Source organism: Lysobacter stagni (assembly GCF_030053425.1).
GTDB classification, from domain to species: domain Bacteria; phylum Pseudomonadota; class Gammaproteobacteria; order Xanthomonadales; family Xanthomonadaceae; genus Lysobacter_J; species Lysobacter_J stagni.
Map to the genome: position 1 here is coordinate 3,190,545 of NZ_JASGBI010000001.1, position 24,802 is coordinate 3,215,346.

The window sequence follows — 24,802 nt, forward strand, 5'->3', positions numbered from 1 at the left end:
CGCCGCCACATTCAGCGCAGTCGGTCGGGATGTTCCCGGCGCAGCCGCGCGATGACGCCATCGGCGGCGCGATCGAGCAACTGGAACACGTGCTCGAACTGCGCGGGGCCGCCGGTGTACGGATCGGGGATCTCGCCCAGATCCTCCACGCCCGCCCATTCGAGCAGCAGGGCCGTGCGCCCGTGTGCGCTGGCCGGCGCGCGGGCGCGCACGTCCCGCAGGTTGGCGCGGTCGGCGCAGAGCACCCAGTCGAACCGCTGGAAATCCGCCGACGCCAGCTGGCGCGCCCGAAGGCCCGCGATATCGACGCCATGTTCGGCGGCATTGGCGATCGCGCGGCGGTCGGGTGGCTCGCCAACGTGCCAGTCGCCCGTTCCGGCCGAATCGAGTTCCACGCGCCCGGCCAGGGTCGATATCGCGATGCGCGCGCGCAGGACACCCTCGGCCACGGGCGAGCGGCAGATGTTGCCCAGGCACACGACCAGCAGGCGGATCGGCTCAGCCATGTCCGGCGGCGATCCAGGCCTCGGCACGCGCCAGGTCTTCCGGTGTGTCGACGCCCGGCGGGAACGGCTCGGGCGTGACCCCCACGGCGATGCGGTAGCCGGCTTCGAGCACGCGCAGCTGTTCCAGCGATTCGATGCGCTCCAGCCGGCCCGGCGGCAGCGCGGCGAAACGCGGCAGGAAGCCCGCGCGGTAGCCGTAGATGCCGATATGGCGCAGCCATTCGCCCGACTCGGGCATGCGCGATCGGTCGCGGGCGAAGGCGTCGCGTGGCCACGGAATCGGCGCGCGGCTGAAGTACAGCGCGCGACCGTCATCGGCACGCACCAGTTTCACGGCGTTGGGATCCAGCAACGTCTCGACGTCGGTGACCGGCGCGGCCAGGGTCGCCATCTCGATCTGGCCCGCATGCATGAGCGCGGCGACGGCGCGGATGCCCGCGGCCGGTGCGAATGGCTCGTCGCCCTGCAGGTTCACCACGACGGTATCGTCGCTCCAACCGGCGATGCGCGCACATTCGGCAAGGCGGTCCGTGCCCGAGGCATGGTCGGGCGAGGTCATCGCCACGCGCACGCCCGCGCCTTCCAGCGCCGCGGCGATGCGCTCGTCGTCCGCCGCCACCCACACCTCGCGCGCGCCGGCCTTCAGCGCGCGACGTGCGACGTGCAGGACCAGTGGTTCACCGGCGAGCAGGCGCAGCGGCTTGCCCGGCAGGCGACTGGCGGCGAAGCGTGCCGGAATGGCGACGACGAAATCCCCTGCATCCGCACTGTTCATGCGCCCTTCCCTGCCGGTGCGTGGTGTTGGCGTGCGCGCGCGAGCCGGTCGAGCAGCGCCACCCAGAATGCTTCGGGCAGCTCCGCGCGCACCGGCACGCTGAAGTGACGGTCGTCGGCGAACGCGGTGCACTTCACCGCGTCCTTCTCGGTCATGAGCACCGGCAGTTCACGGCTGCCGAACTCGAAATCCTCGGCGCGGTACTGATGGTGGTCGGCGAACGCGTGCGGCACGACGGCGATGCCGAAGTCGCGCAGCATCGAGAAGAAACGCTCCGGGTCGCCGATGCCCGCCACGGCATGCACGCGCTGGCCCGAGAAGGAACCCAGCTTGCGCGCGCGACCGCCGAGCATGGGATCGGCCAGGTCGGCGATCAGGCGCATCGACCATTCGCCGAAGCCGGTGTCGCCGTTGCCGGCGCCGCCAGCACCCACGTTGACCACGCGGAAATCGCAGCGCGCTCCGCGCTCGGGCAGCTCCCGCAAGGGACCGGCAGGCAGCAGGCGGCCGTTGCCGTATCGACGCCGGCCGTCCACCACTTCGATCTCGATATCGCGCGCCAGGCGGTAATGCTGCAGTCCGTCGTCGCAGACGACGACGTCGCACCCGGCCTCGACCAAGGCGCGCGCCGCCGCCGCGCGGTCACGGTCCACGCGCACGGGCGCGCCGGTGCGGTGCGCGATCAGGACGGGCTCATCGCCTCCCTGGAAGGCATCGGTACGGGTGTCGACCCACAGCGCAGTGGACGCGTCCTCGCGCCCGTACCCGCGAGTGGCCACGCCGGGGTTCCAGCCCTCGGTGCGCAGGCGCTCGACCAGCGCGATGGTCAGTGGCGTCTTGCCCGCGCCGCCCGCGGTGATATTGCCGACGACGATCACCGGGACGCCGGGATGGCGACGCTTGCGCCAGCCCTTGAGGTAGGCATTGCGTCGCAGGGCCGTGACCGCGCTGTAAATCCCGGAGAGGAACCTCGCGCCCAGCGGAGCTGGCGTGTCGCCGTACCAGTACGCCGGCGGTTGCACCGAAGCCTTGCTCATTCGCCCTCGCGGAACTGCATGCGGTGCAGGTGCGCGTACAGGCCACCCATGGCCAGCAACTGCGAGTGCGTACCGCGTTCGACGATGCGCCCCTGGTCCAGCACGAGCACCTGATCGGCGTGTTCGATCGTCGACAGGCGGTGCGCGATCACCAACGTCGTGCGGTTGGGCATGAGGTGGTCCAGCGCCTCCTGCACCAGTCGTTCGGATTCGGTATCCAGCGCGGCGGTGGCTTCGTCGAGGATAAGGATGGGTGCGTCCTTCAGCATCGCGCGCGCGATCGCAAGACGCTGGCGCTGGCCGCCCGACAGGCGACCGCCCTTGGTGCCGATGTCAGTGTCCACGCCCTGAGGCAGGCGTTCGACGAACTCCATCGCGTTGGCGCCGCGCACCGCACGCTCCATGGCCTGCGCACTGGCTGCCTGCATTTCGCCATAGGCGACATTGGCCGCCACGGTGCCGTCGAACAACATCACCTGCTGGCCCACCAGCGCGATCTGCCGACGCAGGTCGGAAAGGCGGTAGTCCTGCAGCGGGTGTCCATCGAGCAGGATCTGCCCGGCCTCGGTGTCGTAGAAACGCGGGATCAGTTTGATCAGCGTGGACTTGCCGCTGCCGGAGCGGCCGATGATGGCCGTCACCGTGCCCGGGCGCGCGACAAAGCTGATGTCCGACAGGGCCGGCTCGGCCTGCCCCGGGTAGCGTGCGGTGACGTCGCGGAACTCCAGCAGCCCCTGCGCGCGGTCGAGCGGACGCGTGCCGGAATCGACCTCATCCGGCGCGTCGAGCACATCGAACAGACGCTCGGCCGAGGCCACGCCACGCTGCAGCATGCCCTGCACGTTGGTGAGCTGCTTCAGCGCCGGGATCACCGCCAGCATCGAGACCATGAGGCTGACGAAGTCGCCTGCGCTCAGGCGGTTCTGCATGGCTTCGCGGCCGGCGAAGAACAGCAGCAGCGCCAGGCCGATGGCGCCCATCAGCTGCACCATCGCCGAGGAAATGCTGCGCGTGGATTCCACCTTCAGGCTCAGCCGAAGGTGATGGTTGGCCTGGCCCGCGTAGCGTTCAAGTTCCGCCGACTGCGCGCCATACACCTTCACTTCCTGGTGGTTGGACAGCGCCTGGTCGGCCGACTGCAGCAGTTGCGCGCCGCTCTCCTGGATGCGATGGCCGATGCGGCGGTAGCGCCGACCCACGGTGTCCATCGTCCACGCCAGCAACGGGCCGAGCAGCAGCACCGCAAGCGTCACGCGCCAGCTCGTGTAGAGCATCACGCCGAGCATCGCCACCACCTGCAGCGCCTGCTGCAGCATCACCTTGGCGGCGTCGATGGCGGCCTGCGCCACCTGGTCGCTGTCCGAGCCCAGCCGCGTCAGCATGGACGACACCGGTTCGGTGTCGAAACGCAGGCCCGGCAGGCGCAGATATTTGCCCAGCACCTGCACGCGCAGGTCGCGGGCGATGCTGCGGCCGGCCCGCGCCATGAACGTGTCGGTGAGATAACCAGCGATGCCGCGCCCGACAAAGATGCCGATGATGGTCAGCGGCAGCAGCAGGCTCACGTTCGGATTGCGGCTGACGAAGGTCTGGTCGACCATCGGCTTCATCAGCTTGGCGAAGGCGCCGGCGGCGGCGGCTTCGATCAGCATGCCCACCAGTGCCACCAGCAGCACGCCGCGGTAGGGCGCGACGAAGTGCAGCAGGCGGCGGTAGGTGGTCCAGGGCGATACCTCGCCGCTCACCTGGCCGCCTCCCCATCGCGGGTCTGCGGCGCGGTCGCGTTCATCACCTTGCGGAAGCCCAGCTGGCCCAGCGCGTCGTACACGGTGACGACGGCCTGGTACGGCGTGCGCGCGTCGGCGCGCAGCATGACCGGCCGGTCGCGATCGGTGCCGGCGACCTCGCTGATGGTGCTCTTGAGCGATTCGACGTCGCTGCGCAGCACTTCGCGATCGTCGACGAAGTAACGGCCATCGGCGTTCACCAGCACGATCAGCGCCTTGGACGGATCGGTGGCGGCTTCGCCGGTGGCGCGCGGCAGCTCCAGCTTCAGCACGGAGCGCGCGTCGAAGGTGGCGGTGACGACGAAGAAGATGATCATCACCAGGATGACGTCGATCAACGGAACCAGGTTGATTTCCGGCTCGTCGTCGGCGCGGTGGTCACGGATGCGCATCGGTCGCGTCGCCTCAGGCGGCCTGCGGTGCGCGGACGGCCGCGGGACTGCGCGTGTCGAGCGTGTCCATCAGCGCGATGGCCTCGTGCTCCATGGCGACGATGTACTCCGCGATGCGACCGCGGAACCAGCGATGCGCGATCAGCGCGGGGATCGCCACGATCATGCCGGCCGCCGTGCACACCAGCGCCTTGCCGATGCCGCCGGCCAGCTGGTTCACATCGCCGATGCCGTGGTCGAGGATGCCCAGGAACATCTGGATCATGCCCACCACGGTGCCGAACAGGCCCAGCAGCGGACCGGCCGAGGCGATCGTGCCCAGGGTGTTGAGGTACCGCTCCATCTTGTGGACCAGATGGCGGCCGACGTCCTCGATGCGCTCGCGGATCTGGTCGCGCGGACGGTGGCGGACGTCGAGGGCGGCGGCCAGCAGCTCGCCCAGTGGCGAGGTGCGGCGCAGGGACTCGATGTGGGTCGGGTCGAGCTTGCCGCTGCCCGCCCAGGTGCGCACTTCCTTGCCCAGGCTGGGCGGCAGGACCGCCGTGCGCCGCAGCGTCCAGGCGCGCTCGACGATCAGCGTCAGCGCCAGCACCGACAGCAACAACAGCGGAATCATCGGCCAACCGCCGGCCTTGACCAGTTCCAGCACGCAAACCTCCGGCCCCAGGCCGTATCAATCTGGCCGATAGGATAGCCCAGCCGGATGCGCACCCCCGCGGTGCGCAGCGTCCCAGAGGCGCGGATGTGCCTCACGTCGCGCTTCCACGCTCACGCCACCGCGGCCCAGGCGCACGCGCAGCGCGCCTTCACGCGCCGTCTCGTGGACCCGGGCGCCCGCGGCGCTCCAGCGCCGGACGACCTCCTCGCGGGGATGCCCGAACCGATTGCCGTGCCCGGCCGAGACCAACGCCTCGCGAGCCCCCGTGGCGGCGATGAAGCCGGGGTCGGAGGAGCCCGCGCTGCCATGGTGGGCGACCAGGACGACATCGGCCTTCACATCGGCCGGCGCCAGCCGCAGCAGGCGCCGCTCGATCACCTCGCCGATGTCCCCGGTCAGCAGCGCCGCGCGGCCGTCGGCCTCGATTCGCAGCACACAGCTGGATTCGTTCTTCAGGTACGGGAAATCCGCGGGCGGATGCAGGAACCGGAATTCCACGCCGTCCCAGCGCCAATGCTCGCCCGCGCGGCAGGGGTGACCGCCATCGACCGGCGCCCCGGCCGGCGCCGTGACCGTCGGAACCGGATAGGCCTCGCGTACGGCGACGAGCCCGCCCATGTGGTCGTTGTCGCTGTGGCTGACGATGACGCGGTCCAGGCGGCCGACGCCCAGCGCATGCAGGGCGGGCACGACGGCGCGCTCGCCGGCGTCGAACCCCTCGGGCACCGCCGACCCCATGTCGAACAGCAGCGCGTGACGAGACGTGCGCACCACCACCGACAGCCCCTGCCCTACATCGACCACCAGGAGTTCTGCCTCGCCGGGCGCGGGTGCCCGGCGATCGGGCCACAGCAGCGGCAACCAGAGCAGCGCCGCCACCGCCTTGCCGGGCACGCCGCGGGGTAACAACAGCCAGAACGCGCCGATCAGCGCCAACGGCAGGGCCAGCCAGTGCGGCTCCGGCAGCCACCACACGGCAAGCGGTCCCGCAGCCAGCCACTCGAACAGCGACCAGACGAGGTCGAAGCACCAGGCCGCTGCCGCCCAGGCCCACTGCCCCATCCCCGCGCGAACGGCCTCCAGCGCCAGCCCCACCAACGACAACGGCACCACGACCAGGCTCCACCACGGCACCGCGACCAGATTGGCCGCAAGCCCCGCCAGCGACGCCTGCCCGAACAGCACCACGCTCACCGGCAGCAGGCCGATGGTCGCCACCGCCTGCGCACCGAGGAACTCGCGTACCGGACCGGTCCGTTGCGAAGGCAGGCACCACACCAGCCAGGCCACGCCAGCGAAGCTCAGCCAGAACCCCGCGCCGAGCACCGAGAGCGGATCGGCCAGGAGCACGGTCATCGCCGCCAGCGCCAGCCCGTCCGCCACGCCCAGCGAGCGCCGCGAGACCTTCACCGCGGCCACGAGGGCGATCATCAGTGCGGTTCGCACCGTCGGCAGCGCGAAGCCGGCGACGGCGGCGTAGAGCATCGCGCCGACCGCGCCCGCACCCGCCGCGGCGACCGGCGCTGGCAATCGCCGCGCCAGCGTCGGCCAGCACCACCACAGCCCGCGCGCCAGCAGGGCGAATACGCCGGCGACCAGCCCGACGTGGAAGCCGGAGATCGCGATCAGATGCGCGAGGCCGTTGGCGCGCAGCACGCTCCAGTCCTCGTCATGGATGCCACGCACATCGCCCAGGGCCAGGGCCCGCACGAAACGGGAGGCGGGGCGTTCGACCGTCGCTGCGATGCGCATCGACATGGCGTCGCGCCACGCGTCCACACCTTGTGCCGCGGCCAGTCGCCGCGCCGAGGACGGATCGCGCAGGTAGCCCGTGGCGGAGATGCGTTGCGCCAGCGCATGGCGCTCGGCATCGACTCCGCCGGGGTTGCGCAGACCGCGGGGCGCACGCAGGCGTGCGGAGAAACGCCAGCGTTCGCCTGCACGCAGTGCGCCGCGCGCAAGGGGATCGTCGTCATACCACGACAGGCGAATCAGGCGATCCCGTAGCAGCGCATCGGCGACATCGCCATCGACCCGGAACAGGAAACTGGTGCGTCGCGGCTCGTGCTCGGGCAGCGACACGATGCGGCCGCTCACCACGGCGTCGTGTCGCAACGGATACGCCGGCAGCTGCTGCGACAGCACGTACGCGGCCTGCAGGCCCGCCAGCGCCGCACCTGTCAGGAACCAGCCGGCGACACATGCGATGCGGTCCGCACGTCGTGCGCCGCGCCGGATCGCCCACATCCCCGCCATCAGCAGGGTCGCGGACACCCACCAGGGCGACAGCACCGGACTCCACAGGCAGGCGCATACGCCCGCCAGCAGCGCGACCGCAGAGGGGATTCCAAGGAGCGGCGTCCGTGCCGCGTCGTGCACTGGCTAGACCTCGCTGGGGTCCAGCTCGCGCAGCTTGCCTTCGTGCAGTTCCAGCACGCGGTCGAGCCGTCGCGCCAGGCGACGGTCGTGCGTGACCAGCACCAGGCTGGTGTGTTGCTCGTGATTGAGCGCCAGCATCAGCTCGAACACCGTGCCGGCGGTCTTCTCGTCGAGGTTGCCGGTCGGTTCATCGCCCAGCACGCAGGCCGGACGGTTGACCAGCGCGCGCGCCACGGCAGCGCGCTGGCGTTCGCCGCCGGAGAGCTCGCCCGGCTTGTGTTCGAGACGATGGCCCAGGCCCACGGACTCCAGCAACGACTGCGCACGCTTCGACGCCTCCGGCACCGGCGCGCCGGACAGCAGCACCGGCAGCATCACGTTCTCCAGTGCAGTGAACTCGGGCAGCAGGTGGTGGAACTGGTAGACGAAACCGAGCGATCGGTTGCGCAGAGCGCCGCGCGCCGCATCGGAAAGCGAACTCATCTTCTGCCCGGCGACGAACACCTCACCCGCCGTGGGTGTGTCCAGGCCGCCCAGCAGATGCAGCAAGGTGCTCTTGCCGGCGCCGGACGCGCCGAGGATCGCCACCGTCTCGCCCGACTGCACCGACAGGTCGATGCTCTCGAACACCGGCGTGTGCAGCTTGCCTTCCGAGTAGGTCATGGCCAGGCCTTCGGCGCGGATGGCCTCGCCCTGGTGCTTGCGGATTTCCATCACGGGCTCACTCATAACGCAGCGCCTCCGCCGGGGCCGTGCGCGCGGCGCGCCAAGCGGGATAGATCGTGGCCAGGAACGCCATCGCCAGCGCGACCGCCGCGATGATGATCACGTCGCTGGGCTGCAGGTCCGTCGGCAGGCCGGTGATGTAGTACACGTCCTCCGGCAGCAACGCCACGCCGAGCACCGCCTCGATGGCCTTGAGGATGTGCTCCAGGTTCAGCGTGAGCACGATGCCGCCGATCACGCCGATCACGGTGCCGATCACGCCGATCAGCGTGCCCTGCACGACGAACACCTGCAAGACGCCGCGCGGCGTCAGGCCGAGCGTGCGCAGGATGGCGATGTCGGCCTGCTTGTCGGTGACCAGCATCACCTGCGAGGACACCAGGTTGAAGGCGCCCATCGCGATGATCAGCGACAGCAGGATCGCCATGATGGTCTTTTCCATCTTCAGCGCGCGGAACATGTTGGCGTTCTCGCTGGTCCAGTCGCTGACGCGGAACGGGCCGCCCAGCGACACCGCCAGGTCACGCGCCACGTCCCAGGCCTTGTCCATGTCGTGCAGCCTCAGGCGCACGCCGGTCACGCCGTCGCCCATGCGCAGCACGCGCTGCATGTCGTGCATGTTGGCCACGGCCAGGCCCTTGTCGAAGTCGTTGTAGCCGGCTTCGAAGATGCCGCTGACGGTGAAGCGCTTGAGCTGCGGCACCGCGCCCAGCGGCGTGCTGCGGAAATCGGTGGTGGTCATCACCACGCTGTCGCCCACGCCGACGCCGAGCCACAGCGCCAGCTCCTTGCCCAGCACGATGTTGAAGTTGCCCGGCGCGAGCGAATCAAGCTTGCCCTGCACCATCTTCTCGGCGAGCACCGATACCCGGCCCTCTTCTTCCGGTACGACGCCGCGCACCATCGCAGGCTGGTTGCGCGCACCGGAGAGCAGCGCTTCCTTCTCGATGTACGGAGCGGCACCCGCGACGCGCTTGTCGGCCATGGCCTGGTCGACCGCGTGCCGCCAATCGACGAGGGGTTCGCCGTAGGCGCTGACGGTGGCGTGGGCGGCCATCTGCAACATGCGGTCGCGGATCTCGCGCTGGAAGCCGCTCATCACCGCCAGGGTGGTGATCAGCGCCGTTACGCCGAGCGCGATGCCCGCGATGGAGGCCAGGGAGATGAAGGAGATGAAGCCATTGCGGCGTTTGGCGCGCAGGTAGCGCAGGCCGATGGCGACTGGGATGGGTTTGAACATAGCGGACTAGGATGCCATCGATGCCGGTGAACGCGCAGGGCCTTGGACCGGAACGGCCAGCCGCAGTTCACGGCGTGCGGCAGGTGGCAGGGTGTCCGGCCACCAGGAGAGGTGCTGCCTGCGGCCGTCCTGGCCACGAAAGCGAAGGAATGCCATCGGCCCGCGCCACTGCAGATCCCAGTCGTGGAGCGGATGCCCGCCCAGGGTGGCTTGGCCGGATGCCGGAATCACTAGCCACACGGGCGAACGTGTCCACTCGCGCCGCGCGGCCCACATGCCCTGCCCGGCCGCCAGCAACGCCAGCGGAATGGACGCCGGCCACGGCATGCCGCTCAGGAGCAGGGAGATCGCGCCCAGCAGGCCGAGCATGACCAGCGCGCACATGAGCCAGCGCGAGGGGCGCCACTCAAGGCGGCAGGGAGCGGATGCGTGCGACGAGGTCGGCGAGGTCGGCATCGGTCGGTGTGTCGTTCCCCATGAACCAGTGCCAGAGCTTATCGTCCTCGATTTCCAGCAACCGTAGGAAAACCGCGTGTTCGGCGTCGGATGCCTGCCGCCAGGCACGGTCGAGGTAGCGCTCGAATAGCCGGTCGAGCTCGCGCATGCCGCGCCGGCACCGCCAGCGCAGGCGACTGAGTTCGCGTTCGATCTGCTCGCTCACCGGCTCCACCATCCGAACGCGATCGCGCCCCACAGCGTCCACAGCACCAGCGCGCCGGCGATGTAGGCCCAGAAACGGTGCATGACTTTGTTGTAACCGCACTGGATCGCACTGTGCACAACGCGCAGCGCGACGAACAACCATGCCAGTGCCAGCACCGCCCCGGTCCCCTGCCCCGTCGCCGCCGCTGCGGCCAGCGCGGCATAGAACAGCACCGGCAGTTCAAACAGATTGCGGAAATTGTCGGATGCGCGCGTGTCGCTCAGACGCTGCGCGACCTGCGCGGACATCGCGATCGACTGCGGATGGATGCGCTCGCGCCGCATCTGGCCGATGCGCACGACATACATGCGCACCCACACCACGAAGGTCAGCGCGACCATCGCCAACGCGGGAAGAAAGATCGACTTGGTATCCATGTCGCTCCTGGAAAAAAGGGCGCACTCGCGTGCGCCCTTCCGGTGGTCCGCGGGGTCGCGCCACTCAGGCGCGACGGGCCAGCATCAGCTTCTTGATCTCGCCGATCGCCTGCGCCGGGTTCAGTCCCTTCGGACAGGTGCGGGCGCAGTTCATGATGGTGTGGCAGCGGTACAGCTTGAACGGGTCTTCCAGATCGTCCAGGCGGGCACCGGTGTCCTCATCGCGCGAGTCGATGATCCAGCGGTAGGCCTGCAGCAGGATCGCCGGGCCGAGGTAGCGGTCGCCGTTCCACCAGTAGCTCGGGCAGCTGGTCGAGCAGCACGCGCACAGGATGCACTCGTACAGACCGTCGAGCTTCTTGCGGTCTTCCGGCGACTGCAGGCGCTCGCGATCGGACGGCGACGGGCTCTGCGTGCGCAGCCAGGGCTTGATCGAGGCGTACTGCGCGTAGAAGTGCGTCAGGTCCGGGACGAGATCCTTCACCACCGGCATGTGCGGCAGCGGATAGACCGGCACCTCGCCGTTGCTGCAGTCGCTGATGGCCTTGGTGCAGGCCAGCGTGTTGGTGCCGTCGATGTTCATCGCGCACGAACCGCAGATACCCTCGCGGCACGAACGGCGGAACGTCAGCGTCGGGTCGATCTCGTTCTTGATCTTGATCAGCGCGTCCAGAACCATCGGACCGCAGGTCGCCATGTCCACCTCGTAGGTGTCCACACGCGGGTTCATGCCGTCGTCGGGGTTCCAGCGGTAGACCTTGAAGGTGCGCGGCTGCTTGGCGCCCTGCGTCGCCCAGTGGCGGCCCTTCTGGATCTGCGAGTTCTTGGGAAGTGAAAATTCGGCCACGGTTGCTCGCTCCGGTCAGTACACGCGCTTCTTCGGCGGGACCACGGCCACGTCGTCGGTCAACGTGTACATGTGCACCGGGCGGTAGTCGATCTGGGTCTTTCCGCTCTCGTCGACCGAGCAGAGCGTGTGCTTCTGCCAGTTGGCGTCGTCGCGATCCGGGAAGTCCTCGCGGGCATGCGCGCCGCGCGACTCGGTGCGGTTCTCCGCCGAGACAATGGTGACCAGCGCCTGGTCGAGCAGGTTCGACAGCTCGTAGGTCTCGATCAGGTCCGAGTTCCAGATCAGCGAGCGGTCGCTCACCTTCACGTCGGCGAACGACGCGTGGATCTCGCGCATCTTCTTCACGCCGTCGGACAGCGTCTCGCCAGTGCGGAACACGGCCGCGTCGGCCTGCATCGTGCGTTGCATCTTGTCGCGGATGACCGCCGTCGGCGTGCCGCCATTGGCGTTGCGCAGCTTGTCCAGACGCGCCAGCGCCTGGTCGCAGGCGTCGGACGCGAGCGTGGCCTGCTTGCCGTCGCGCTTGACCGTCTCGGCCGCGCGGTTGGCCACGGCGCGGCCGAACACGACCAGGTCGAGCAGCGAGTTCGAGCCCAGGCGGTTGGCGCCGTGCACGGACACGCATGCGGCTTCGCCGATGGCGTACAGGCCCGGCACCACTTCGTCCGGATTGCCGTTCTTCAGCTGCACCACTTCGCCGTGGTAGTTGGTCGGGATGCCGCCCATGTTGTAGTGCACGGTCGGGATCACCGGGATCGGCTGCTTCTCGACGTCCACGTTGGCGAAGATGCGGGCCGATTCGGCGATACCCGGCAGCTTCTCGTGGATGACTTCCGGGCCCAGGTGCGTCAGGTCGAGCAGGATGTGGTCCTTGTGCTCGCCCACGCCGCGGCCTTCGCGGATTTCCATCGTCATCGCGCGGCTGACCATGTCGCGCGGGGCGAGGTCCTTCACGCTCGGCGCGTAGCGCTCCATGAAGCGCTCGCCGTTGCTGTTGCGCAGGATGCCGCCTTCGCCGCGCACGCCTTCGGTGATCAGGCAGCCGGCGCCGTAGATGCCGGTCGGGTGGAACTGCACGAACTCCATGTCCTGCATCGCCAGACCGGCGCGCAGCACCATGCCGCCGCCGTCGCCGGTGCACGTATGGGCCGAGGTCGCGGAGAAGTACGCGCGGCCGTAGCCGCCGGTCGCCAGCACCGTGCCCTGCGCCTTGAACAGGTGCAGCGTGCCTTCGGCCATGTCGAGCGCGAGCACGCCGCGGCAGGCGCCGTTGGCGTCCATGATCAGGTCGAGCGCGAAGTACTCGATGAAGAACTGCGCGTCGTGCGCCAGCGACTGCTGGTACAGCGTGTGCAGGATCGCGTGGCCGGTGCGGTCGGCCGCGGCGCAGGTACGCTGCGCCGGCGGACCTTCGCCGTAACGCGTGGTCATGCCGCCGAACGGACGCTGGTAGATCTTGCCGTCCTCGGTGCGCGAGAACGGAACACCGTAGTGCTCCAGCTCGATGATCGCCGGGATGGCCTCGCGGCACATGTACTCGATCGCGTCCTGGTCGCCCAGCCAGTCCGAACCCTTGACGGTGTCGAAGAAGTGGTAGCGCCAGTCGTCCTCGCCCATGTTGGCCAGCGCGGCGGCCACGCCGCCCTGCGCCGCGACCGTGTGCGAGCGCGTCGGGAAGACCTTGGTGATGCAGGCCGTCTTCAGGCCCTTCTGGGCCAGGCCGAAGGTGGCGCGCAGGCCGGCACCGCCGGCTCCGACCACCACCATGTCGAAAGTGTGTTCGTGGATCTTGTAGGCGGGCACGGCGTCAGGCTCCCAGCGCGATACGGACGACGGCGAGCACGCTGGCGATGGCCGCGAGTGCGCAGACGAAGATGTTGAGCAGGTGCAGCGCGCCTGCCGAGAACGGCGTGTGGACGTAGTCCTCGATGATCACCTGCACGCCCAGCTTGGCGTGCCAGAACATCGCGATGCTGAAGGCGACCAGCAGGATCGCGTTGCACGGATGCGCGACGGTCGCGCGCACGCTGGCGTAGTCGTCGCCGATCAGCGAGACGATCAGGCCGACGGCGTAGATCGACAGGAACACCAGCGCGATGGCGGTGATGCGCTGGACGATGAAGTGGCCGGTGCCGTCCTTCGCCGAACCCAGGCCACGGGCACTCTTCAGCGGATTGCGCAGGCGGGGCTTGTGCATGCTCATGCGCCACCCCGCTGCATCATCGCGATCACCCAGATCAGCACCGTCAGCGCGAGGCTGCCGAAGATCGAGATCCAGCTGTTGCGCACGAAGGCTTCGATCCGGTAGGCGTAGCCCGCGTCCTGCACGAGGTGGCGGATGCCGTTGATCAGATGGAAGGCCAGCGCCCAGCTCCAGCCGAACAGGATCAGGAAACCGATCGCCGAACGCGTGAACGCAGTGAAAATGCTCCACGCCTGCGGACCGGCAGCCAGGGCGAGCAGCCCCCAGGCGACGATCAGGCTGCCGACGACCAGGATGACGCCGGTCGCGCGGTGGAGGATCGAAGTCACCATCTGCACCTGCCAGCGATAGACCTGGAGATGCGGTGACAAGGGACGTTCGCGATTCGCCATGGACTTGGCGTTCTCTCGGCTGGGCGGCTGCGCCGCGTGGCGGGGATGCGTGGTGACGCGTCAGAAATCGATGCAGCGGCCGTTCTTTTCCCAATCACCGTAGCGGGTGGGTTCGGGGCCTTCACGCCCGCCGAACTCTTGCGCCTTCATGTCGCCCGCGGCCGGCGGCGGCTCCGGTGTCGGGGGCGCTTCGGGCGCTTCGACGGGAGTGGTTTGGCCTATCATCACGGTGCTGAATGTTAATTCCCGCCCCCCATGTATGACAACCCGCAGGCCGCGCCCGGCGCGGTTTTCGCCCTGCCCGACCATCGCCTGATCACGCTGATCGGTCGCGATGCGGCGACATTTGCGCAGGCGCAGTTCATGAACGACGTCGCGCTGCTCGAGCCCGGCCAGTGGCAATGGAGCGGATGGCTGACGCCCAAAGGGCGCGTGATCGCGCTGTTTGCTGTGCTGAAACGGTCGGATGAGGCGATCTGGCTGGTCCTGCCCGACGCCGAGCCCACCGCCGTGCGCGATGCGCTCAAGCGCTTCGTATTCCGGGCCAAGGTGGCCATCGAGGTCCGTGACGACCTTCAGGTGACGGGCGCGTTCGCCGCGCCGACCGTGGCCTCCGGCGCACGATTCGCGGGCGACGACGCCCGGGACGACCTCGAGCTGGACCTCTCCGGCGCCGGCGGCGCACGCACGCTGCGCATTGGCGCTCCCCAGGGCGCGCTGTCGGACGACGCCGACGCCGCTGCCCGCTGGCACGCGCAGGATCTCCTCCACGGGCTGCCCCGATTGCCGGCCTCCCAGGCGGAACACTGGACGCCACAGCAACTCTCGCTGGATCGGCTGCGCGCCTTCAGCGTGAAGAAGGGCTGCTACCCGGGACAGGAAATCGTCGCGCGCACGCACTTCCTCGGGCAGGCCAAGCGAGGCCTGGTTCTGCTCGAATCGGAGATGCCACTGGACGCCGGCGCGGACGTGCACGCCGGACCGCTCGCGCTGGGCAAGACCGTCGCCAGCGGAAACGACGGTCCGCATGCGCTCGCGCTGGCCGTGATGCCGATCGATCGCGAAGCGTCGCCGCTTCTGGTGGGCACCACGTCGGCACACGAACGCGCCTTGCTGGGCGGCCTTGCCAGGTGATCCCGGCCCGGGATCAGGACTCCTGACCCGAACGCTCACGCCGCCAGTGTTCGTGCCAGGCCTGGAACATCAGCACGTTCCACAGGTGCGTGTGCCATTTGCGCTCGCCCGCCAGAAACGCCTGCCACAGGCCGTTCACCGCGTCCGCGTCCAGGTGCCCCTCCGCGCGCAGGCGCGCGGGATCGAGCAATGACGACGCCCATTCGCGCAGGTCGCCCTTCAGCCATTCGCTGACCGGCGCACCGAAACCGCGCTTGCCGCGATCGACCATCGAATCGGGCAGGTAACGCCGCAACACACGCTTGAGCAGGTGTTTGTTGCCGTCGGGATGGCGCTTGAACACCAGCGGCAAGGACCATGCGAACTCCGCCACGCGCCAGTCCAGCAGCGGCGCGCGCGCCTCCAGGCTCACGGCCATGCTGGTCCGGTCGACCTTCACCAGCAGGTCCTCGGGGAGGTAGACGCTGAAGTCGGCCAGCATCATCGCGTCGGCCGGCGTGCCGGCGCCGCGCAGGGGATCGGGTTCGTCGTACAGCGTGTGCGGAAGCGATGCGCCGGGCACCACCGCGGCCGGGTCGCGCCAGCGCGCGATGCGCTGGCGGTACACCTCGCCGATGCCGCGTGCATCCATCTCCGCCGCCAGCGCCGCGAAACCGCCGGTGCGCGAGGCCTCGCCGTGCTCGCGCGCGCCGCGCGCCAGCGCCCGGCGCAGCGGCCCGGGAATGCGGCGCAGCCAGCCCCAGTTGCGCAGCGCGCGTTCGTAGCGTTTGTAGCCGAAGAACAGTTCATCGCCGCCGTCACCCGACAGGGCCACCGTCACGGCCGTTCGCGCCAGGCGCGCGACCAGCGCGGTCGGCACCTGCGACGCGTCGGCGAAGGGTTCGTCGAACATCGCCGGCAAGGTCGGGACCACCGCGAGCGCGTCGGCGCCGCTGACGTAGAGTTCGGTGTGCTCGGTGTGCAGATGTTCGGCCACTTCACGCGCCAGGTGCGCCTCGTCGTGGTGCGAGCGTTCGAAACCGATGGTGAAACTGCGCACCGGATGCCGGCTCTGTGCCTGCATCAGCGCGGTGACGACGGAGGAGTCCGTACCGCCTGACAGGAACACACCCACCGGCACGTCCGCGACCATGCGCAAACCCGTTGCGTCGCGGAGCAGTTCGTCCAGGCGGTTCTCCGCCTCCAGCACGTCGCCGGTGAACGGCGATGCGATCGCCGCCTGCATGCGCGAGCGTGGATCCCAGTAGCGGCGCTGGTCGCGATGCGGATCGTGCGCGCCGGCACCGCGCGCAACGGCCGCCGCGTCGATGCGCAGCAGCGCGCCTGGCAGCAGCTTGAAGGTATCCCGATGGATCGCGTGCGGCGCGGGGATGTAGTCCAGCCGCAACAGCAATGCCAGCGAATCCGGATCGACGCCGTTGTCGAACGCAGGATGCCGCCACAGCGCTTTCAGCTCGGAGCCGAACACGAACGTGTCGCCGGCCCAGCCGTAGTACAGCGGCTTCTTGCCCACGCGGTCGCGCGCCAGCCACAGGCAGCGCTCCTCGCGGTCCCACAGTGCGATGGCGAACATGCCGTTGCAGCGCGCGACGGTGTCTTCGATGCCCCACTCCACTACCGCGGCCAGCAGCACTTCGGTGTCGGAATGACCGCGGAACGCATGCCCGCGCGCGACCAGGACTTCGCGCAGTTCGGCGAAGTTGTAGATCTCGCCGTTGTAGGCCACCACGTAACGATTATCGGCCGAAGCCATCGGCTGATGGCCCAGCGGCGACAGGTCCAGGATGCTCAGCCGGCGATGCGCGAGCGCGATGCCGGCGGTGTCATCCACCCAGACACCGCGATCGTCGGGACCGCGGTGTTCCAGTGCATCGCCCATCGCGCCGGCCAGCGCGGTCAGGCGCCCGGCGTCGAGGTCCGGGGTCGGGCGCAACAGACCGGCCAGTCCGCACATGCGTTCGGGCTCAGGCCAGACGGTCGGCCGCCGCGACGATGTCGTCGTCGGACGGAATCACCAGGAACGCGGCGCCCGCGAGCGGCGTGTACGTGTCCACGCCCACCACCCGCTGGAACGGACGCGCGCCGTAACCGCCTTCGGCGATCGCGGTGAGCACGCCCTCGCCCACGCCGGCGCTATGGCGGCCTTCGTCGACGATGAGGATGCGCTTGGCCGTCTTCGCCTGTTCGCGGATGTAGGTCTCGTTGAGCGGCACCAGCCAGCGCAGGTCGACCACGCGCGCCTTCCAGCCGTGCTTGCCTTCGATGGTGCGGGCGGCGCGCAGGCTCATCGGCACGCCATTGCCGTAGGTGAAGATGACGAGGTCGTCATTGCCTTCGCCGTACACGCGGCCTTCGCCCAGCGTCATCGCCTCATCGGGCTTGGGATACGACGTCAGCCATTGGCCGTCGCCGGGTTCGTACAGGTCCTTGGTCATGTACAGCGCGATGGGCTCCAGGAACACGCTGACACGGCCATCCACCTTAGCCAGCGCCGTGAGCGTGCGCAGCATCGTCGCCGCATCGTCGCCGCGCGAGGGACATCCCACCACCAGCCCCGGAATGTCGCGCAGCGCGGTGATCGAGTTGTCGTTGTGGAAGTGGCCGCCGAAACCGCGCTGGTAGCCCAGGCCCGCGATGCGCACGACCATCGGGTTGGCGTACTGGTTGTTGCTGAAGAACTGCAGCGACGCCGCTTCGCCGCGGATCTGGTCGCAGGCGTTGTGGAAGTACGCCAGGTACTGGATTTCCGGAATCGGCAGCAGGCCGACGTTGGCGAAACCCTGCGCCATGCCCAGGATCATCGTCTCATCGAGCAGCGTGTTGAACACGCGGCGCGGACCGAAGGCCTTCTGCAGCCCCTTGGTCACCGTGTACACACCGCCCTTCTGCGCCACGTCCTCACCGAACAGCAGCGTCTCGGGATACTTGGCGAACAGGTCGTGCAGCGCGTTGTTGATCTGGATGGCGAGGTGGCGCGGCGGCTGGTTCTCCGGCAGTTTCGCCTCGCCGCCGAAAACCTCCAGGCGACGCGGCGCGAAATCGGCGCGTTCGGCTTCCTTCTGCACGTTCGCCGGCGTATACGGCGCCAGCGGCGCGATCACGTCCTGCAGCCGTTCCAGCTTCGGGCGGCGATCGGCCTCCTCAGCGGCGGCGAAGCACTTCTTCCGCGTCGCTTCGTACAGCTCCAGCACGTCGTCCTTCGACATCAGGCCCGATTCCAGCGCGATCGCCGCCGAACGCAGCAGCGGATCGGTGGCCTCCACCGCGCACAGCTCCTCGATCGAACGCCATTCGATCTCGAAGTCCGTGCCGGCGTGGCCCATGATGCGGGTCGTGCGCAGGTGCAGGAACGTCGGTCGGCGCGTGGTGCGGCAATGCTCGACGGCGCGCTGCACGTCGCCGTAGCCGCTGGCCAGATCGAGGCCGTCGGCGGCGAAGTAATCCAGCCCATCCATGTTGCGGAAGCGGTTGGCGATCCAGCCGCCGGGCGTCTTCACCGAGATGCCGATGCCGTTGTCCTCGCACACGAACAGCACGGGCGCGGGCAGCTTCTGGTAGGCCGTCCACGCGGCCGCATTGAACGCGGTCTGCGCGGTGGCATGGTTGGCGGACGCATCACCGAAGGAACACACGGCGATGCTGTCGTCGGGAATCGGCAACGCATGTCCCAGACGCTTGCCGGCTTCGATGGCGACGGCGGTGCCCAATGCCTTGGGCAGGTGCGAGGCGATGGTCGAGGTCTGCGGCAACACCCACAACGGCTTGCTGCCCCACACCTTGTGGCGGCCGCCGGAGGCCGGGTCGTCCTTGCTCGCGGCAAAGCTCAACGCCGAATCCATGATCGGATCCATGCCCGGCAGCTTGCGGAAGCGCTCGGCCATGAAGCCGCCCGAGCGGTAATGCAGGAACGCCGGATCGGTATGGCGCGTCAGGCGCGCGACCATCGCGTTGCCTTCGTGGCCGCTGGAACCGATGGTGTAGAAAACCTTGTTCTGCACGCGCAGCACGCGCGCCATCAGGTCCAGGTGGCGGCTGACCAGCTGCGATTCGAACAGCTCGCGGAAACCGCGCGCGTCGAGCGTGCTGCCGTCGAGGATGGCATCGCCCGGTGCGGGGCGCGCATCGGCGCGACCGGCCCAGGCCTTCACGAACTCGGTGAAGTTGACGTCGCAGATCTCGGCCCGGTTCAGGCCTTTCATGCGTGCGGGAATCGGATTCGGAATCGCGGACATGGGCGCTCGTGCTTGCTTCGTCGCCTGCGCAGGCCGGCGACCGGGGGATGGGTGTTCGGGGTCAGTCGGGCAGCGCAAGTCGCGAAGCGGCTTCGACCGGCGGCGACGGCATCGCAAGGAAACGCGGCGTCTGCCGCACGCGCTCCAGCCAGGCCTGCACGGCCGGGTAGGCAGACAGGTCGAAGCCGCCCTCGCCCGCCACGTCGGTGTAGGCGAACAGCGCGATGTCGGCGATGCCGTAAGCCTCGCCGTTGAACCATTCGTTCGACTTCAGGTGCTGCTCCATCACGGCCAGCGCCTGGTTTCCACGCTCGCGAAGTTGCGGCAGCGTGGCGCGGCGGGGCGAATCCAGGGGCGTCCAGCCACGCACGAAACGTGCGACGGCGATGTAGGGCTCGTGGCTGTACTGCTCGAAGAACAGCCAGCTCAGGACCTGTGCGCGCTGCCATGCGTCGCCCCCCCAGTACGGCGTGCCTTCGGCCAGCCAGCACAGGATCGCGTTCGATTCGGTCATGACGCGACCGTCGTCGAGCTCGATCATCGGCACCTTGCCGTTGGGGTTCTTCGCCAGGTATTCCGGCGTACGCGTCTCGCCGACGGTGCTGTCGACCTCGACCCACTTGAACTCGCGCTCAAGCTGGGTGAGCAGCAGGCGCAGTTTGTGGCAGTTGCCGGAACTGGAATAGCCGTAGACCGTGATCATGCGCGTCATCCCTTGGGTTGCTGGCGTTCACGCCGCGCGAGCCACTGCCCGCGCGACTGGCCCCAGATCTCGATGTCCTTCGTGTCGTACGGTGCCGGCAGGCGGCCCACGCGCAGCAATGTCGAGCCGAGCTTGGCGGCGACGGCCTTCGAATTGACGTTGTCCGGAGCGATGGTGTGGATCACCTCGCTCCAGTGCAGTTCGTCGAACGCCCAGTCGATGGCCGCGACCGCGGCCTCGGGCCCGTAGCCCCGGCCCCAGCGGTCGCGGACGATGCTCCAGCCGACCTCGGTACCCGGCCAGCCTTCCGGCTGCCAGGGGCCGACGCGGCCGACCCATTCGCCGGTGGCCTTCTCGATCACCGAGAACATCGCGGAGCCCTGCAGGTACCACACGCCGACCATCGCGGCGAAGCTGCGGTAGGCGGCCGAACGCGGCTCGATCCCGCCGATGTGGCGCGTGGCTTCCGCATCGGCCTTGAACGCCGCCCACGCCTCGAAATCGCCGGCCTGCGGCGGCCGCAGGATCAGGCGGGGCGTTTCGAGGGAGGGACCGAGCTGCATCGCCGGTCCCTGATCAGAACGCGTTGATGCCGGTGAGTTCGCGGCCGATCACGAGCTGGTGCACGGTTTCGGTGCCCTCGTACGTGATCACCGACTCCAGGTTCAGCGCGTGACGGATCGCGGCGTGCTCGGTGGTGATGCCGGCGCCGCCGAGCAGATCGCGGCATTCGCGCGCGATGTCGATGGCCATGCGGCAGTTGTTCCACTTCGCCAGGCTGACCTGCGCCGGCTGCATGTTGCCGGCGTCCTTCAGGCGACCCAGCTGCACCACCAGCAACTGCGCCAGCGTGATGCGACGCGCCATCTCGGCCATCTTGATCTGAGCGCTCTGCGTCGCCGCGACGGGGCGATCGAACAGGATGCGTTCCTTGGTGTAGTTCAGCGCTTCGTCCAGGCACGCGATGGCGGCACCGATCGGACCCCAGGTGATGCCGTAGCGCGCCTGCGTGAGGCAACCCAGCGGACCCTTCAGGCCCTTCACGTTGGGCAGGCGGTTGGCATCGGGCACGCGCACGTTGTCGAAGAACAGCGAGCTGGTGACGGACGCACGCAGGCTCATCTTGTGCTTGATTTCCTGCGCCGCGAAGCCGGGCATGCCCTTCTCGACGATGAAGCCCTGGATGCCCTCGTCGGTCTGCGCCCACACGATGGCGATGTCGGCCAGGTTGCCGTTGGTGATCCACATCTTGGAGCCGTTGAGGACCCAGTCGCCGCCGTCACGCTTGGCATTGGTCTTCATGTTGGCCGGGTCGGAACCGCCGTGCGGCTCGGTCAGACCGAAGCAGCCGATGACCTTGCCGGCGGCCATGTCCGGCAGCCAGCGCTGGCGCTGCTCTTCGCTGCCGTAGGCGTAGATGGGGTACATGCACAGCGACGACTGCACGCTGACGAAGCTGCGGATACCGCTGTCGCCACGTTCCAGTTCCTGGCAGATCAGGCCGTAGCTGACCGCGTTCAGGCCGGCGCAGCCGTACTTCTCGGGCAGCGAGGAGCCCAGCAGGCCCAGTTCGGCGATCTCGGCGACCAGTTCCTTCGGGAAGCGGCCCTGGTCGAATGCATCGCCGATGATCGGGATCACGCGCTCGTCGGTGAACCGCGCCACCGTGTCCTGTACGGCACGCTCCTCTTCGCTGAGCAGGGAGCGGACGTCGTAGAGGTCGTACGGATGCAGGGCCATGGCGCACTCGACTGGGGGAAAGACCGCCATTGTACGGGGCGTGCGCAGCCGGGGTAAGCCGCGTAAACGCTTGCAGCCCCGCAAATGCAGACGGGGCCGGATCGCTCCGGCCCCGTCGGGGTGCTGCATGTACGGCGTGGATCAGCCCTGGGTCGTACCGGCCGATGCCGAAGCGGTCTGGGTGACGACCTGGCCGTCGATGACCGGCAGGCGGTTGTTCACCGGACGGTCTTCCATGCGGATGGTCTGCTCCTGGCCGTTGTAGCGGTAGGTGACGTCATAGCCGACCACCTTGTCGTCCTCGCCCAGCAGGATGCGGCTGCCCGGCTTGCTGTCGGTACGCATGGTGCCGGTGGTGCCGTCCGGGTTGCGGAAGGTCACGTTGTAGCCGACGACCTTGGTCGACTGCGACGTCGACGAAGCGGTGTGGCACTGGCGCTCGGTGCGGCTGGTGACCTTGCCGCCGACGTGGCGCTTGTCGATCTGGTTGCCGATGAAGCCGCCGGCGACGGCGCCGCCCACGGTCGCGGCCTTCTTGCCGTTGCCGCCACCGACCTGGTTGCCCAGCAGGCCCCCGATGACCGCGCCCGCGACCGTGCCGCCGACGTTGCCGTCGCGTTCCGGCGCGCGTTCCTGCACGACGACGTCCTCGCAGACTTCATGCGGGGTCGAGGTGGTGCTGGTCTCGCGGATCGCGTCCGAACCGAGGACCGTGGCGTACTGCTTTTCCTTCTCGGAGATCGCCTTGACGTTGGTCACGTCGGCGTATTCCACGTTGCCCGAGGCGATCGCACCGTCGGCAGCGACGTCCTGGCCCTGTGCGGCCGGGTCGGACGAAAGTGCCGTCTGGGCATTGTCATGGCCGCGGAAACTGTTGAAGGCGGCAACTGCAACGCCGCCAACGAGAAGCGAGGCCAGAGCAACGGCGAGGATGTTCTTGTTCATTGTGAGCCTCTGCAGCGGGACGATCCCGCGGTGGTTGGATGGTGCCATTCGACCACTGGAAAGCTGAACGGCTGCCGATTTTTTAACATCAAGCTGTCGCGACTGTGAACTGGTTCAGGGGGCGTGTTAGCGTCAGTGAGACCGCCGTCAAACTGCATCTGCCATGGCCAACCCACTCACCGCCCCCCTGCTCTCCTTCCTGGGCAAGCTGAGCTTCCCGCGCCTGTTCCTGGTGACGGCGGCGCTGTTCGCCCTGGACCTGGTCGTGCCCGACTTCATCCCCTTTGCGGACGAACTGCTGCTGGGCCTGGGCACCCTGCTCCTGGCGGGCTGGCGCAAGCGCAAGGAACTCCCGGCTCCGCCGACCACGCCGCGCTGAGTGGACATGCTGGTCGACAGCCACTGCCACCTCGACGCCGCCGAATTCGACCCGGACCGCGACGACGTCATCGCACGTGCGCGCGCGGCAGGCGTGACGCATCAGGTCGTGCCGGCCGTCGATGCCGCCGGCTGGCCGAAGTTGCGTGACATCTGTGCCGCCGGCGATGGCCTGCATCCGGCGTACGGGCTGCACCCGATGTACCTGGATTCGCACCGCGACGAACACCTGTCGCAACTGCGCGGGTGGATCGAGAGCGAACGCCCCGTCGCGGTGGGCGAATGCGGACTGGACTATTTCGTCGAAGGGCTGGACCACGAACGCCAGCAGCACTTCTTCGAAGGACAGTTGCGGCTCGCGCGCGAATTCGATCTGCCCGTGATCGTGCATGCGCGTCGCGCGGTGGATGCGGTGATCGCATCGATCCGCCGCGTCGGCAGGCTGCGTGGCGTGGTGCACAGCTATTCCGGCAGCGAGGAACAGGCACGGCAACTGTGGCGCGAGGGTTTCCTGCTGGGCCTGGGCGGCCCGATCACCTACGACCGCGCGCAGCGACTGCGCCGTCTGGTGGCGACCATGCCACTGGAATACCTGCTGCTGGAGACCGATGCCCCGGATCAGCCCGATGCCGGCATCCGCGGCCAGCGCAACGAACCCGGTCGACTCACGGAAGTGCTGCGCACCGTCGCGCAGTTGCGCGACGAATCCGCCCAGCACATTGCGGCCACCACGACGGAGAACGCCCGCAGGCTGTTCGCCCTGTCTGCGTGATCAGCCGGCCGCGGCCCGCGGCTTGCGCAGCAATTCCAGCGCGCGCCCCACCGCCGCGAACGCGAACGTGCCGGTGATGTGCGTGGCCGCCCCCAGGCCGGCACCGCAGTCCAGCTTCAACGCGGCATCGCCGGATACCTGCGGGCGCAGGCCGCAGACGGTGCCGTCGGGCTGCGGGTACTTCACGTTCTCAAGCGAATAGATCGCCGAGATGCCGAAGTAGCGGTCGGTGTTCTTGGGGAAATTGAACTCGCTGCGCAGTTTCTTGCGCACCAGCGCGAGCATCGCGTCGTGTTCGGTCCGCGAGAGGTCGCGCACGCGCACCAGCGTGGGGTCCGTGCGCCCGCCCGCGGAGCCGACGACGATCAGCGGCAACTTGCGGCGCCGGCACCAGGCCGCCATGACCACCTTGGTGCGGAAGCTGTCGCAGGCATCGATGACCAGGTCGAAACCGCGGTCGAGCATTTCCTCCAGGTTCGTCGGCGTGACGAAACTGGGGATGGCCTCCACCGTGATCAGCGGATTGATGGCGCGGCTGCGCTCGGCCATCGCCTCCACCTTCACGCGGCCGTACTGTCCGGCGAGCGCGGGCAACTGGCGGTTGGTGTTGGACACGCACAGGTCATCGGCGTCGATCAACGTGAGATGGCCCACGCCAGTGCGCGCAAGCGCCTCGGCCACCCACGAACCCACGCCGCCCATCCCGACCACGGCGACCCGGCAGGTCGAAAGTCGCGCGACGGTACCCGCGCCATACAGCCGGTCGACGCCGGCGAAGCGTTCCAGCCAGGCTGGGTCGAGGGAAACTGCGGTATCCATGGGGCGGCATTGTATGCGCGCGGACGTGGCTTCCACCGCAAATGTGCGTGCTAT

Annotated in this window: 27 protein-coding genes; 3 read left to right on the forward strand and 24 right to left on the reverse strand. The window is 68.6% G+C overall.

From position 1 onward, the window contains the following. Nucleotides 1-11: 11 nt before the first annotated feature. The 17 genes from QLQ15_RS14795 to QLQ15_RS14875 form a co-directional block, all read right to left on the reverse strand. Nucleotides 12-494: a low molecular weight protein-tyrosine-phosphatase gene (locus QLQ15_RS14795; RefSeq protein WP_283214030.1), complete on the reverse strand. Its 483-nt coding sequence runs from the start codon at nt 492-494 to the stop codon at nt 12-14. Nucleotides 495-498: 4 nt separating this feature from the next. Continuing rightward, complete coding sequence (gene kdsB / locus QLQ15_RS14800) at nt 499-1,281, reverse strand: 3-deoxy-manno-octulosonate cytidylyltransferase (RefSeq protein ID WP_283213527.1); 783 nt, start codon at nt 1,279-1,281, stop codon at nt 499-501. Beyond that, complete coding sequence (lpxK, locus tag QLQ15_RS14805) at nt 1,278-2,318, reverse strand: tetraacyldisaccharide 4'-kinase (RefSeq protein ID WP_283213528.1); 1,041 nt, start codon at nt 2,316-2,318, stop codon at nt 1,278-1,280. The genes kdsB and lpxK overlap by 4 nt, the downstream gene beginning before the upstream one ends. Further along, nucleotides 2,315-4,063 (reverse strand): lipid A export permease/ATP-binding protein MsbA, encoded by a 1,749-nt coding sequence (gene msbA / locus QLQ15_RS14810; protein ID WP_283213529.1) that lies wholly within the window; start codon nt 4,061-4,063, stop codon nt 2,315-2,317. The genes lpxK and msbA overlap by 4 nt, the downstream gene beginning before the upstream one ends. After that, nucleotides 4,060-4,497 carry an ExbD/TolR family protein gene (locus tag QLQ15_RS14815; RefSeq protein ID WP_283213530.1) on the reverse strand — a complete coding sequence of 146 codons (438 nt, stop codon included), beginning with the start codon at nt 4,495-4,497 and terminating at the stop codon, nt 4,060-4,062. The genes msbA and QLQ15_RS14815 overlap by 4 nt, the downstream gene beginning before the upstream one ends. Nucleotides 4,498-4,510: 13 nt before the next feature. Beyond that, nucleotides 4,511-5,146, reverse strand: a complete 636-nt coding sequence (locus QLQ15_RS14820; protein ID WP_283213531.1) for a MotA/TolQ/ExbB proton channel family protein — start codon at nt 5,144-5,146, stop codon at nt 4,511-4,513. A 24-nt stretch (nt 5,147-5,170) separates the two neighbouring features. Then, nucleotides 5,171-7,447, reverse strand: coding sequence for a DNA internalization-related competence protein ComEC/Rec2 (locus tag QLQ15_RS14825; RefSeq protein ID WP_283213532.1), 2,277 nt, complete (start codon nt 7,445-7,447; stop codon nt 5,171-5,173). 90 nt (nt 7,448-7,537) lie between these two features. Further along, the gene (gene lolD / locus QLQ15_RS14830; protein WP_283213533.1) at nt 7,538-8,263 is read right to left on the reverse strand and encodes a lipoprotein-releasing ABC transporter ATP-binding protein LolD; all 726 of its coding nucleotides are present in this window, start codon (nt 8,261-8,263) and stop codon (nt 7,538-7,540) included. Next, nucleotides 8,256-9,500, reverse strand: coding sequence for a lipoprotein-releasing ABC transporter permease subunit (locus QLQ15_RS14835; RefSeq protein WP_283213534.1), 1,245 nt, complete (start codon nt 9,498-9,500; stop codon nt 8,256-8,258). Before QLQ15_RS14835 ends, lolD begins: the two co-directional genes overlap by 8 nt. Before the next feature lie 6 nt (nt 9,501-9,506). Continuing rightward, nucleotides 9,507-9,956 (reverse strand): YgfX family protein, encoded by a 450-nt coding sequence (locus tag QLQ15_RS14840; protein WP_345782426.1) that lies wholly within the window; start codon nt 9,954-9,956, stop codon nt 9,507-9,509. After that, nucleotides 9,907-10,173 (reverse strand): FAD assembly factor SdhE, encoded by a 267-nt coding sequence (locus tag QLQ15_RS14845; RefSeq protein ID WP_283213536.1) that lies wholly within the window; start codon nt 10,171-10,173, stop codon nt 9,907-9,909. The genes QLQ15_RS14840 and QLQ15_RS14845 overlap by 50 nt, the downstream gene beginning before the upstream one ends. Beyond that, a complete protein-coding gene (locus tag QLQ15_RS14850; RefSeq protein ID WP_283213537.1) occupies nt 10,158-10,580 on the reverse strand; it encodes an MAPEG family protein in 423 nt (140 codons plus the stop codon). The genes QLQ15_RS14845 and QLQ15_RS14850 overlap by 16 nt, the downstream gene beginning before the upstream one ends. 64 nt (nt 10,581-10,644) lie before the next feature. Next, complete coding sequence (locus QLQ15_RS14855) at nt 10,645-11,427, reverse strand: succinate dehydrogenase iron-sulfur subunit (protein ID WP_283213538.1); 783 nt, start codon at nt 11,425-11,427, stop codon at nt 10,645-10,647. A gap of 15 nt (nt 11,428-11,442) precedes the next feature. Beyond that, a complete protein-coding gene (gene sdhA / locus QLQ15_RS14860) occupies nt 11,443-13,233 on the reverse strand; it encodes a succinate dehydrogenase flavoprotein subunit (protein WP_283213539.1) in 1,791 nt (596 codons plus the stop codon). Nucleotides 13,234-13,237: 4 nt separating this feature from the next. Further along, nucleotides 13,238-13,633 carry a succinate dehydrogenase, hydrophobic membrane anchor protein gene (gene sdhD / locus QLQ15_RS14865; RefSeq protein ID WP_432277819.1) on the reverse strand — a complete coding sequence of 132 codons (396 nt, stop codon included), beginning with the start codon at nt 13,631-13,633 and terminating at the stop codon, nt 13,238-13,240. Continuing rightward, nucleotides 13,630-14,025, reverse strand: coding sequence for a succinate dehydrogenase, cytochrome b556 subunit (gene sdhC, locus QLQ15_RS14870; protein WP_283213540.1), 396 nt, complete (start codon nt 14,023-14,025; stop codon nt 13,630-13,632). Before sdhC ends, sdhD begins: the two co-directional genes overlap by 4 nt. Before the next feature lie 60 nt (nt 14,026-14,085). Then, nucleotides 14,086-14,334, reverse strand: coding sequence for a DUF1674 domain-containing protein (locus tag QLQ15_RS14875; RefSeq protein ID WP_432277820.1), 249 nt, complete (start codon nt 14,332-14,334; stop codon nt 14,086-14,088). On the opposite strand from QLQ15_RS14875, the gene ygfZ reads away from it, so the two are divergent. Next, nucleotides 14,281-15,159: a CAF17-like 4Fe-4S cluster assembly/insertion protein YgfZ gene (gene ygfZ / locus QLQ15_RS14880; protein ID WP_432277821.1), complete on the forward strand. Its 879-nt coding sequence runs from the start codon at nt 14,281-14,283 to the stop codon at nt 15,157-15,159. The genes QLQ15_RS14875 and ygfZ overlap by 54 nt on opposite strands. Nucleotides 15,160-15,172: 13 nt before the next feature. Here the strand turns inward: ygfZ and asnB are convergent, their stop codons facing one another. The 6 genes from asnB to QLQ15_RS14910 all read right to left on the reverse strand — a co-directional run bounded on the left by asnB (nt 15,173) and on the right by QLQ15_RS14910 (nt 22,779). Next, on the reverse strand, nt 15,173-17,113 hold the full coding sequence (gene asnB, locus QLQ15_RS14885; protein ID WP_283213543.1) for an asparagine synthase (glutamine-hydrolyzing): 1,941 nt from the start codon (nt 17,111-17,113) through the stop codon (nt 15,173-15,175). 10 nt (nt 17,114-17,123) lie between these two features. Next, nucleotides 17,124-19,391: a thiamine pyrophosphate-dependent enzyme gene (locus tag QLQ15_RS14890; RefSeq protein WP_283213544.1), complete on the reverse strand. Its 2,268-nt coding sequence runs from the start codon at nt 19,389-19,391 to the stop codon at nt 17,124-17,126. A 61-nt stretch (nt 19,392-19,452) separates the two neighbouring features. Beyond that, nucleotides 19,453-20,103 carry a glutathione S-transferase family protein gene (locus QLQ15_RS14895; protein ID WP_283213545.1) on the reverse strand — a complete coding sequence of 217 codons (651 nt, stop codon included), beginning with the start codon at nt 20,101-20,103 and terminating at the stop codon, nt 19,453-19,455. Then, nucleotides 20,100-20,657 (reverse strand): GNAT family N-acetyltransferase, encoded by a 558-nt coding sequence (locus tag QLQ15_RS14900; RefSeq protein WP_283213546.1) that lies wholly within the window; start codon nt 20,655-20,657, stop codon nt 20,100-20,102. Before QLQ15_RS14900 ends, QLQ15_RS14895 begins: the two co-directional genes overlap by 4 nt. A 13-nt stretch (nt 20,658-20,670) precedes the next feature. Continuing rightward, nucleotides 20,671-21,834 carry an acyl-CoA dehydrogenase family protein gene (locus QLQ15_RS14905; RefSeq protein WP_283213547.1) on the reverse strand — a complete coding sequence of 388 codons (1,164 nt, stop codon included), beginning with the start codon at nt 21,832-21,834 and terminating at the stop codon, nt 20,671-20,673. Between the two features lie 141 nt (nt 21,835-21,975). Beyond that, nucleotides 21,976-22,779 (reverse strand): glycine zipper 2TM domain-containing protein, encoded by an 804-nt coding sequence (locus tag QLQ15_RS14910; RefSeq protein ID WP_283213548.1) that lies wholly within the window; start codon nt 22,777-22,779, stop codon nt 21,976-21,978. A gap of 163 nt (nt 22,780-22,942) precedes the next feature. Between QLQ15_RS14910 and QLQ15_RS14915 the strand changes: the two genes are divergently transcribed. Together QLQ15_RS14915 and QLQ15_RS14920 are read left to right on the forward strand one after the other, a co-directional pair. Beyond that, entirely contained in the window at nt 22,943-23,158 is a 216-nt protein-coding gene (locus tag QLQ15_RS14915) for a DUF6116 family protein (protein ID WP_283213549.1), read from the forward strand. Then, a complete protein-coding gene (locus QLQ15_RS14920; RefSeq protein WP_283213550.1) occupies nt 23,159-23,929 on the forward strand; it encodes a TatD family hydrolase in 771 nt (256 codons plus the stop codon). Here the strand turns inward: QLQ15_RS14920 and QLQ15_RS14925 are convergent, their stop codons facing one another. Next, nucleotides 23,930-24,748: a tRNA threonylcarbamoyladenosine dehydratase gene (locus tag QLQ15_RS14925; RefSeq protein WP_283213551.1), complete on the reverse strand. Its 819-nt coding sequence runs from the start codon at nt 24,746-24,748 to the stop codon at nt 23,930-23,932. Nucleotides 24,749-24,802 lie beyond the last annotated feature (54 nt).

Coding starts and splice junctions, on each gene's coding strand:
- kdsB (WP_283213527.1), bottom strand. CDS start 1,281: ATGAACAGTGCGGATGCAGGGGATTTCGTCGTCGCCATTCCGGCACGC.
- lpxK (WP_283213528.1), bottom strand. CDS start 2,318: ATGAGCAAGGCTTCGGTGCAACCGCCGGCGTACTGGTACGGCGACACG.
- QLQ15_RS14815 (WP_283213530.1), bottom strand. CDS start 4,497: ATGCGCATCCGTGACCACCGCGCCGACGACGAGCCGGAAATCAACCTG.
- lolD (WP_283213533.1), bottom strand. CDS start 8,263: ATGAGTGAGCCCGTGATGGAAATCCGCAAGCACCAGGGCGAGGCCATC.
- QLQ15_RS14835 (WP_283213534.1), bottom strand. CDS start 9,500: ATGTTCAAACCCATCCCAGTCGCCATCGGCCTGCGCTACCTGCGCGCC.
- QLQ15_RS14840 (WP_345782426.1), bottom strand. CDS start 9,956: ATGCCGACCTCGCCGACCTCGTCGCACGCATCCGCTCCCTGCCGCCTT.
- QLQ15_RS14845 (WP_283213536.1), bottom strand. CDS start 10,173: ATGGTGGAGCCGGTGAGCGAGCAGATCGAACGCGAACTCAGTCGCCTG.
- QLQ15_RS14850 (WP_283213537.1), bottom strand. CDS start 10,580: ATGGATACCAAGTCGATCTTTCTTCCCGCGTTGGCGATGGTCGCGCTG.
- sdhD (WP_432277819.1), bottom strand. CDS start 13,633: ATGAGCATGCACAAGCCCCGCCTGCGCAATCCGCTGAAGAGTGCCCGT.
- sdhC (WP_283213540.1), bottom strand. CDS start 14,025: ATGGCGAATCGCGAACGTCCCTTGTCACCGCATCTCCAGGTCTATCGC.
- ygfZ (WP_432277821.1), top strand. CDS start 14,281: ATGTATGACAACCCGCAGGCCGCGCCCGGCGCGGTTTTCGCCCTGCCC.
- QLQ15_RS14875 (WP_432277820.1), bottom strand. CDS start 14,334: ATGGTCGGGCAGGGCGAAAACCGCGCCGGGCGCGGCCTGCGGGTTGTC.
- asnB (WP_283213543.1), bottom strand. CDS start 17,113: ATGTGCGGACTGGCCGGTCTGTTGCGCCCGACCCCGGACCTCGACGCC.
- QLQ15_RS14890 (WP_283213544.1), bottom strand. CDS start 19,391: ATGTCCGCGATTCCGAATCCGATTCCCGCACGCATGAAAGGCCTGAAC.
- QLQ15_RS14895 (WP_283213545.1), bottom strand. CDS start 20,103: ATGACGCGCATGATCACGGTCTACGGCTATTCCAGTTCCGGCAACTGC.
- QLQ15_RS14900 (WP_283213546.1), bottom strand. CDS start 20,657: ATGCAGCTCGGTCCCTCCCTCGAAACGCCCCGCCTGATCCTGCGGCCG.
- QLQ15_RS14905 (WP_283213547.1), bottom strand. CDS start 21,834: ATGGCCCTGCATCCGTACGACCTCTACGACGTCCGCTCCCTGCTCAGC.
- QLQ15_RS14910 (WP_283213548.1), bottom strand. CDS start 22,779: ATGAACAAGAACATCCTCGCCGTTGCTCTGGCCTCGCTTCTCGTTGGC.
- QLQ15_RS14915 (WP_283213549.1), top strand. CDS start 22,943: ATGGCCAACCCACTCACCGCCCCCCTGCTCTCCTTCCTGGGCAAGCTG.
- QLQ15_RS14925 (WP_283213551.1), bottom strand. CDS start 24,748: ATGGATACCGCAGTTTCCCTCGACCCAGCCTGGCTGGAACGCTTCGCC.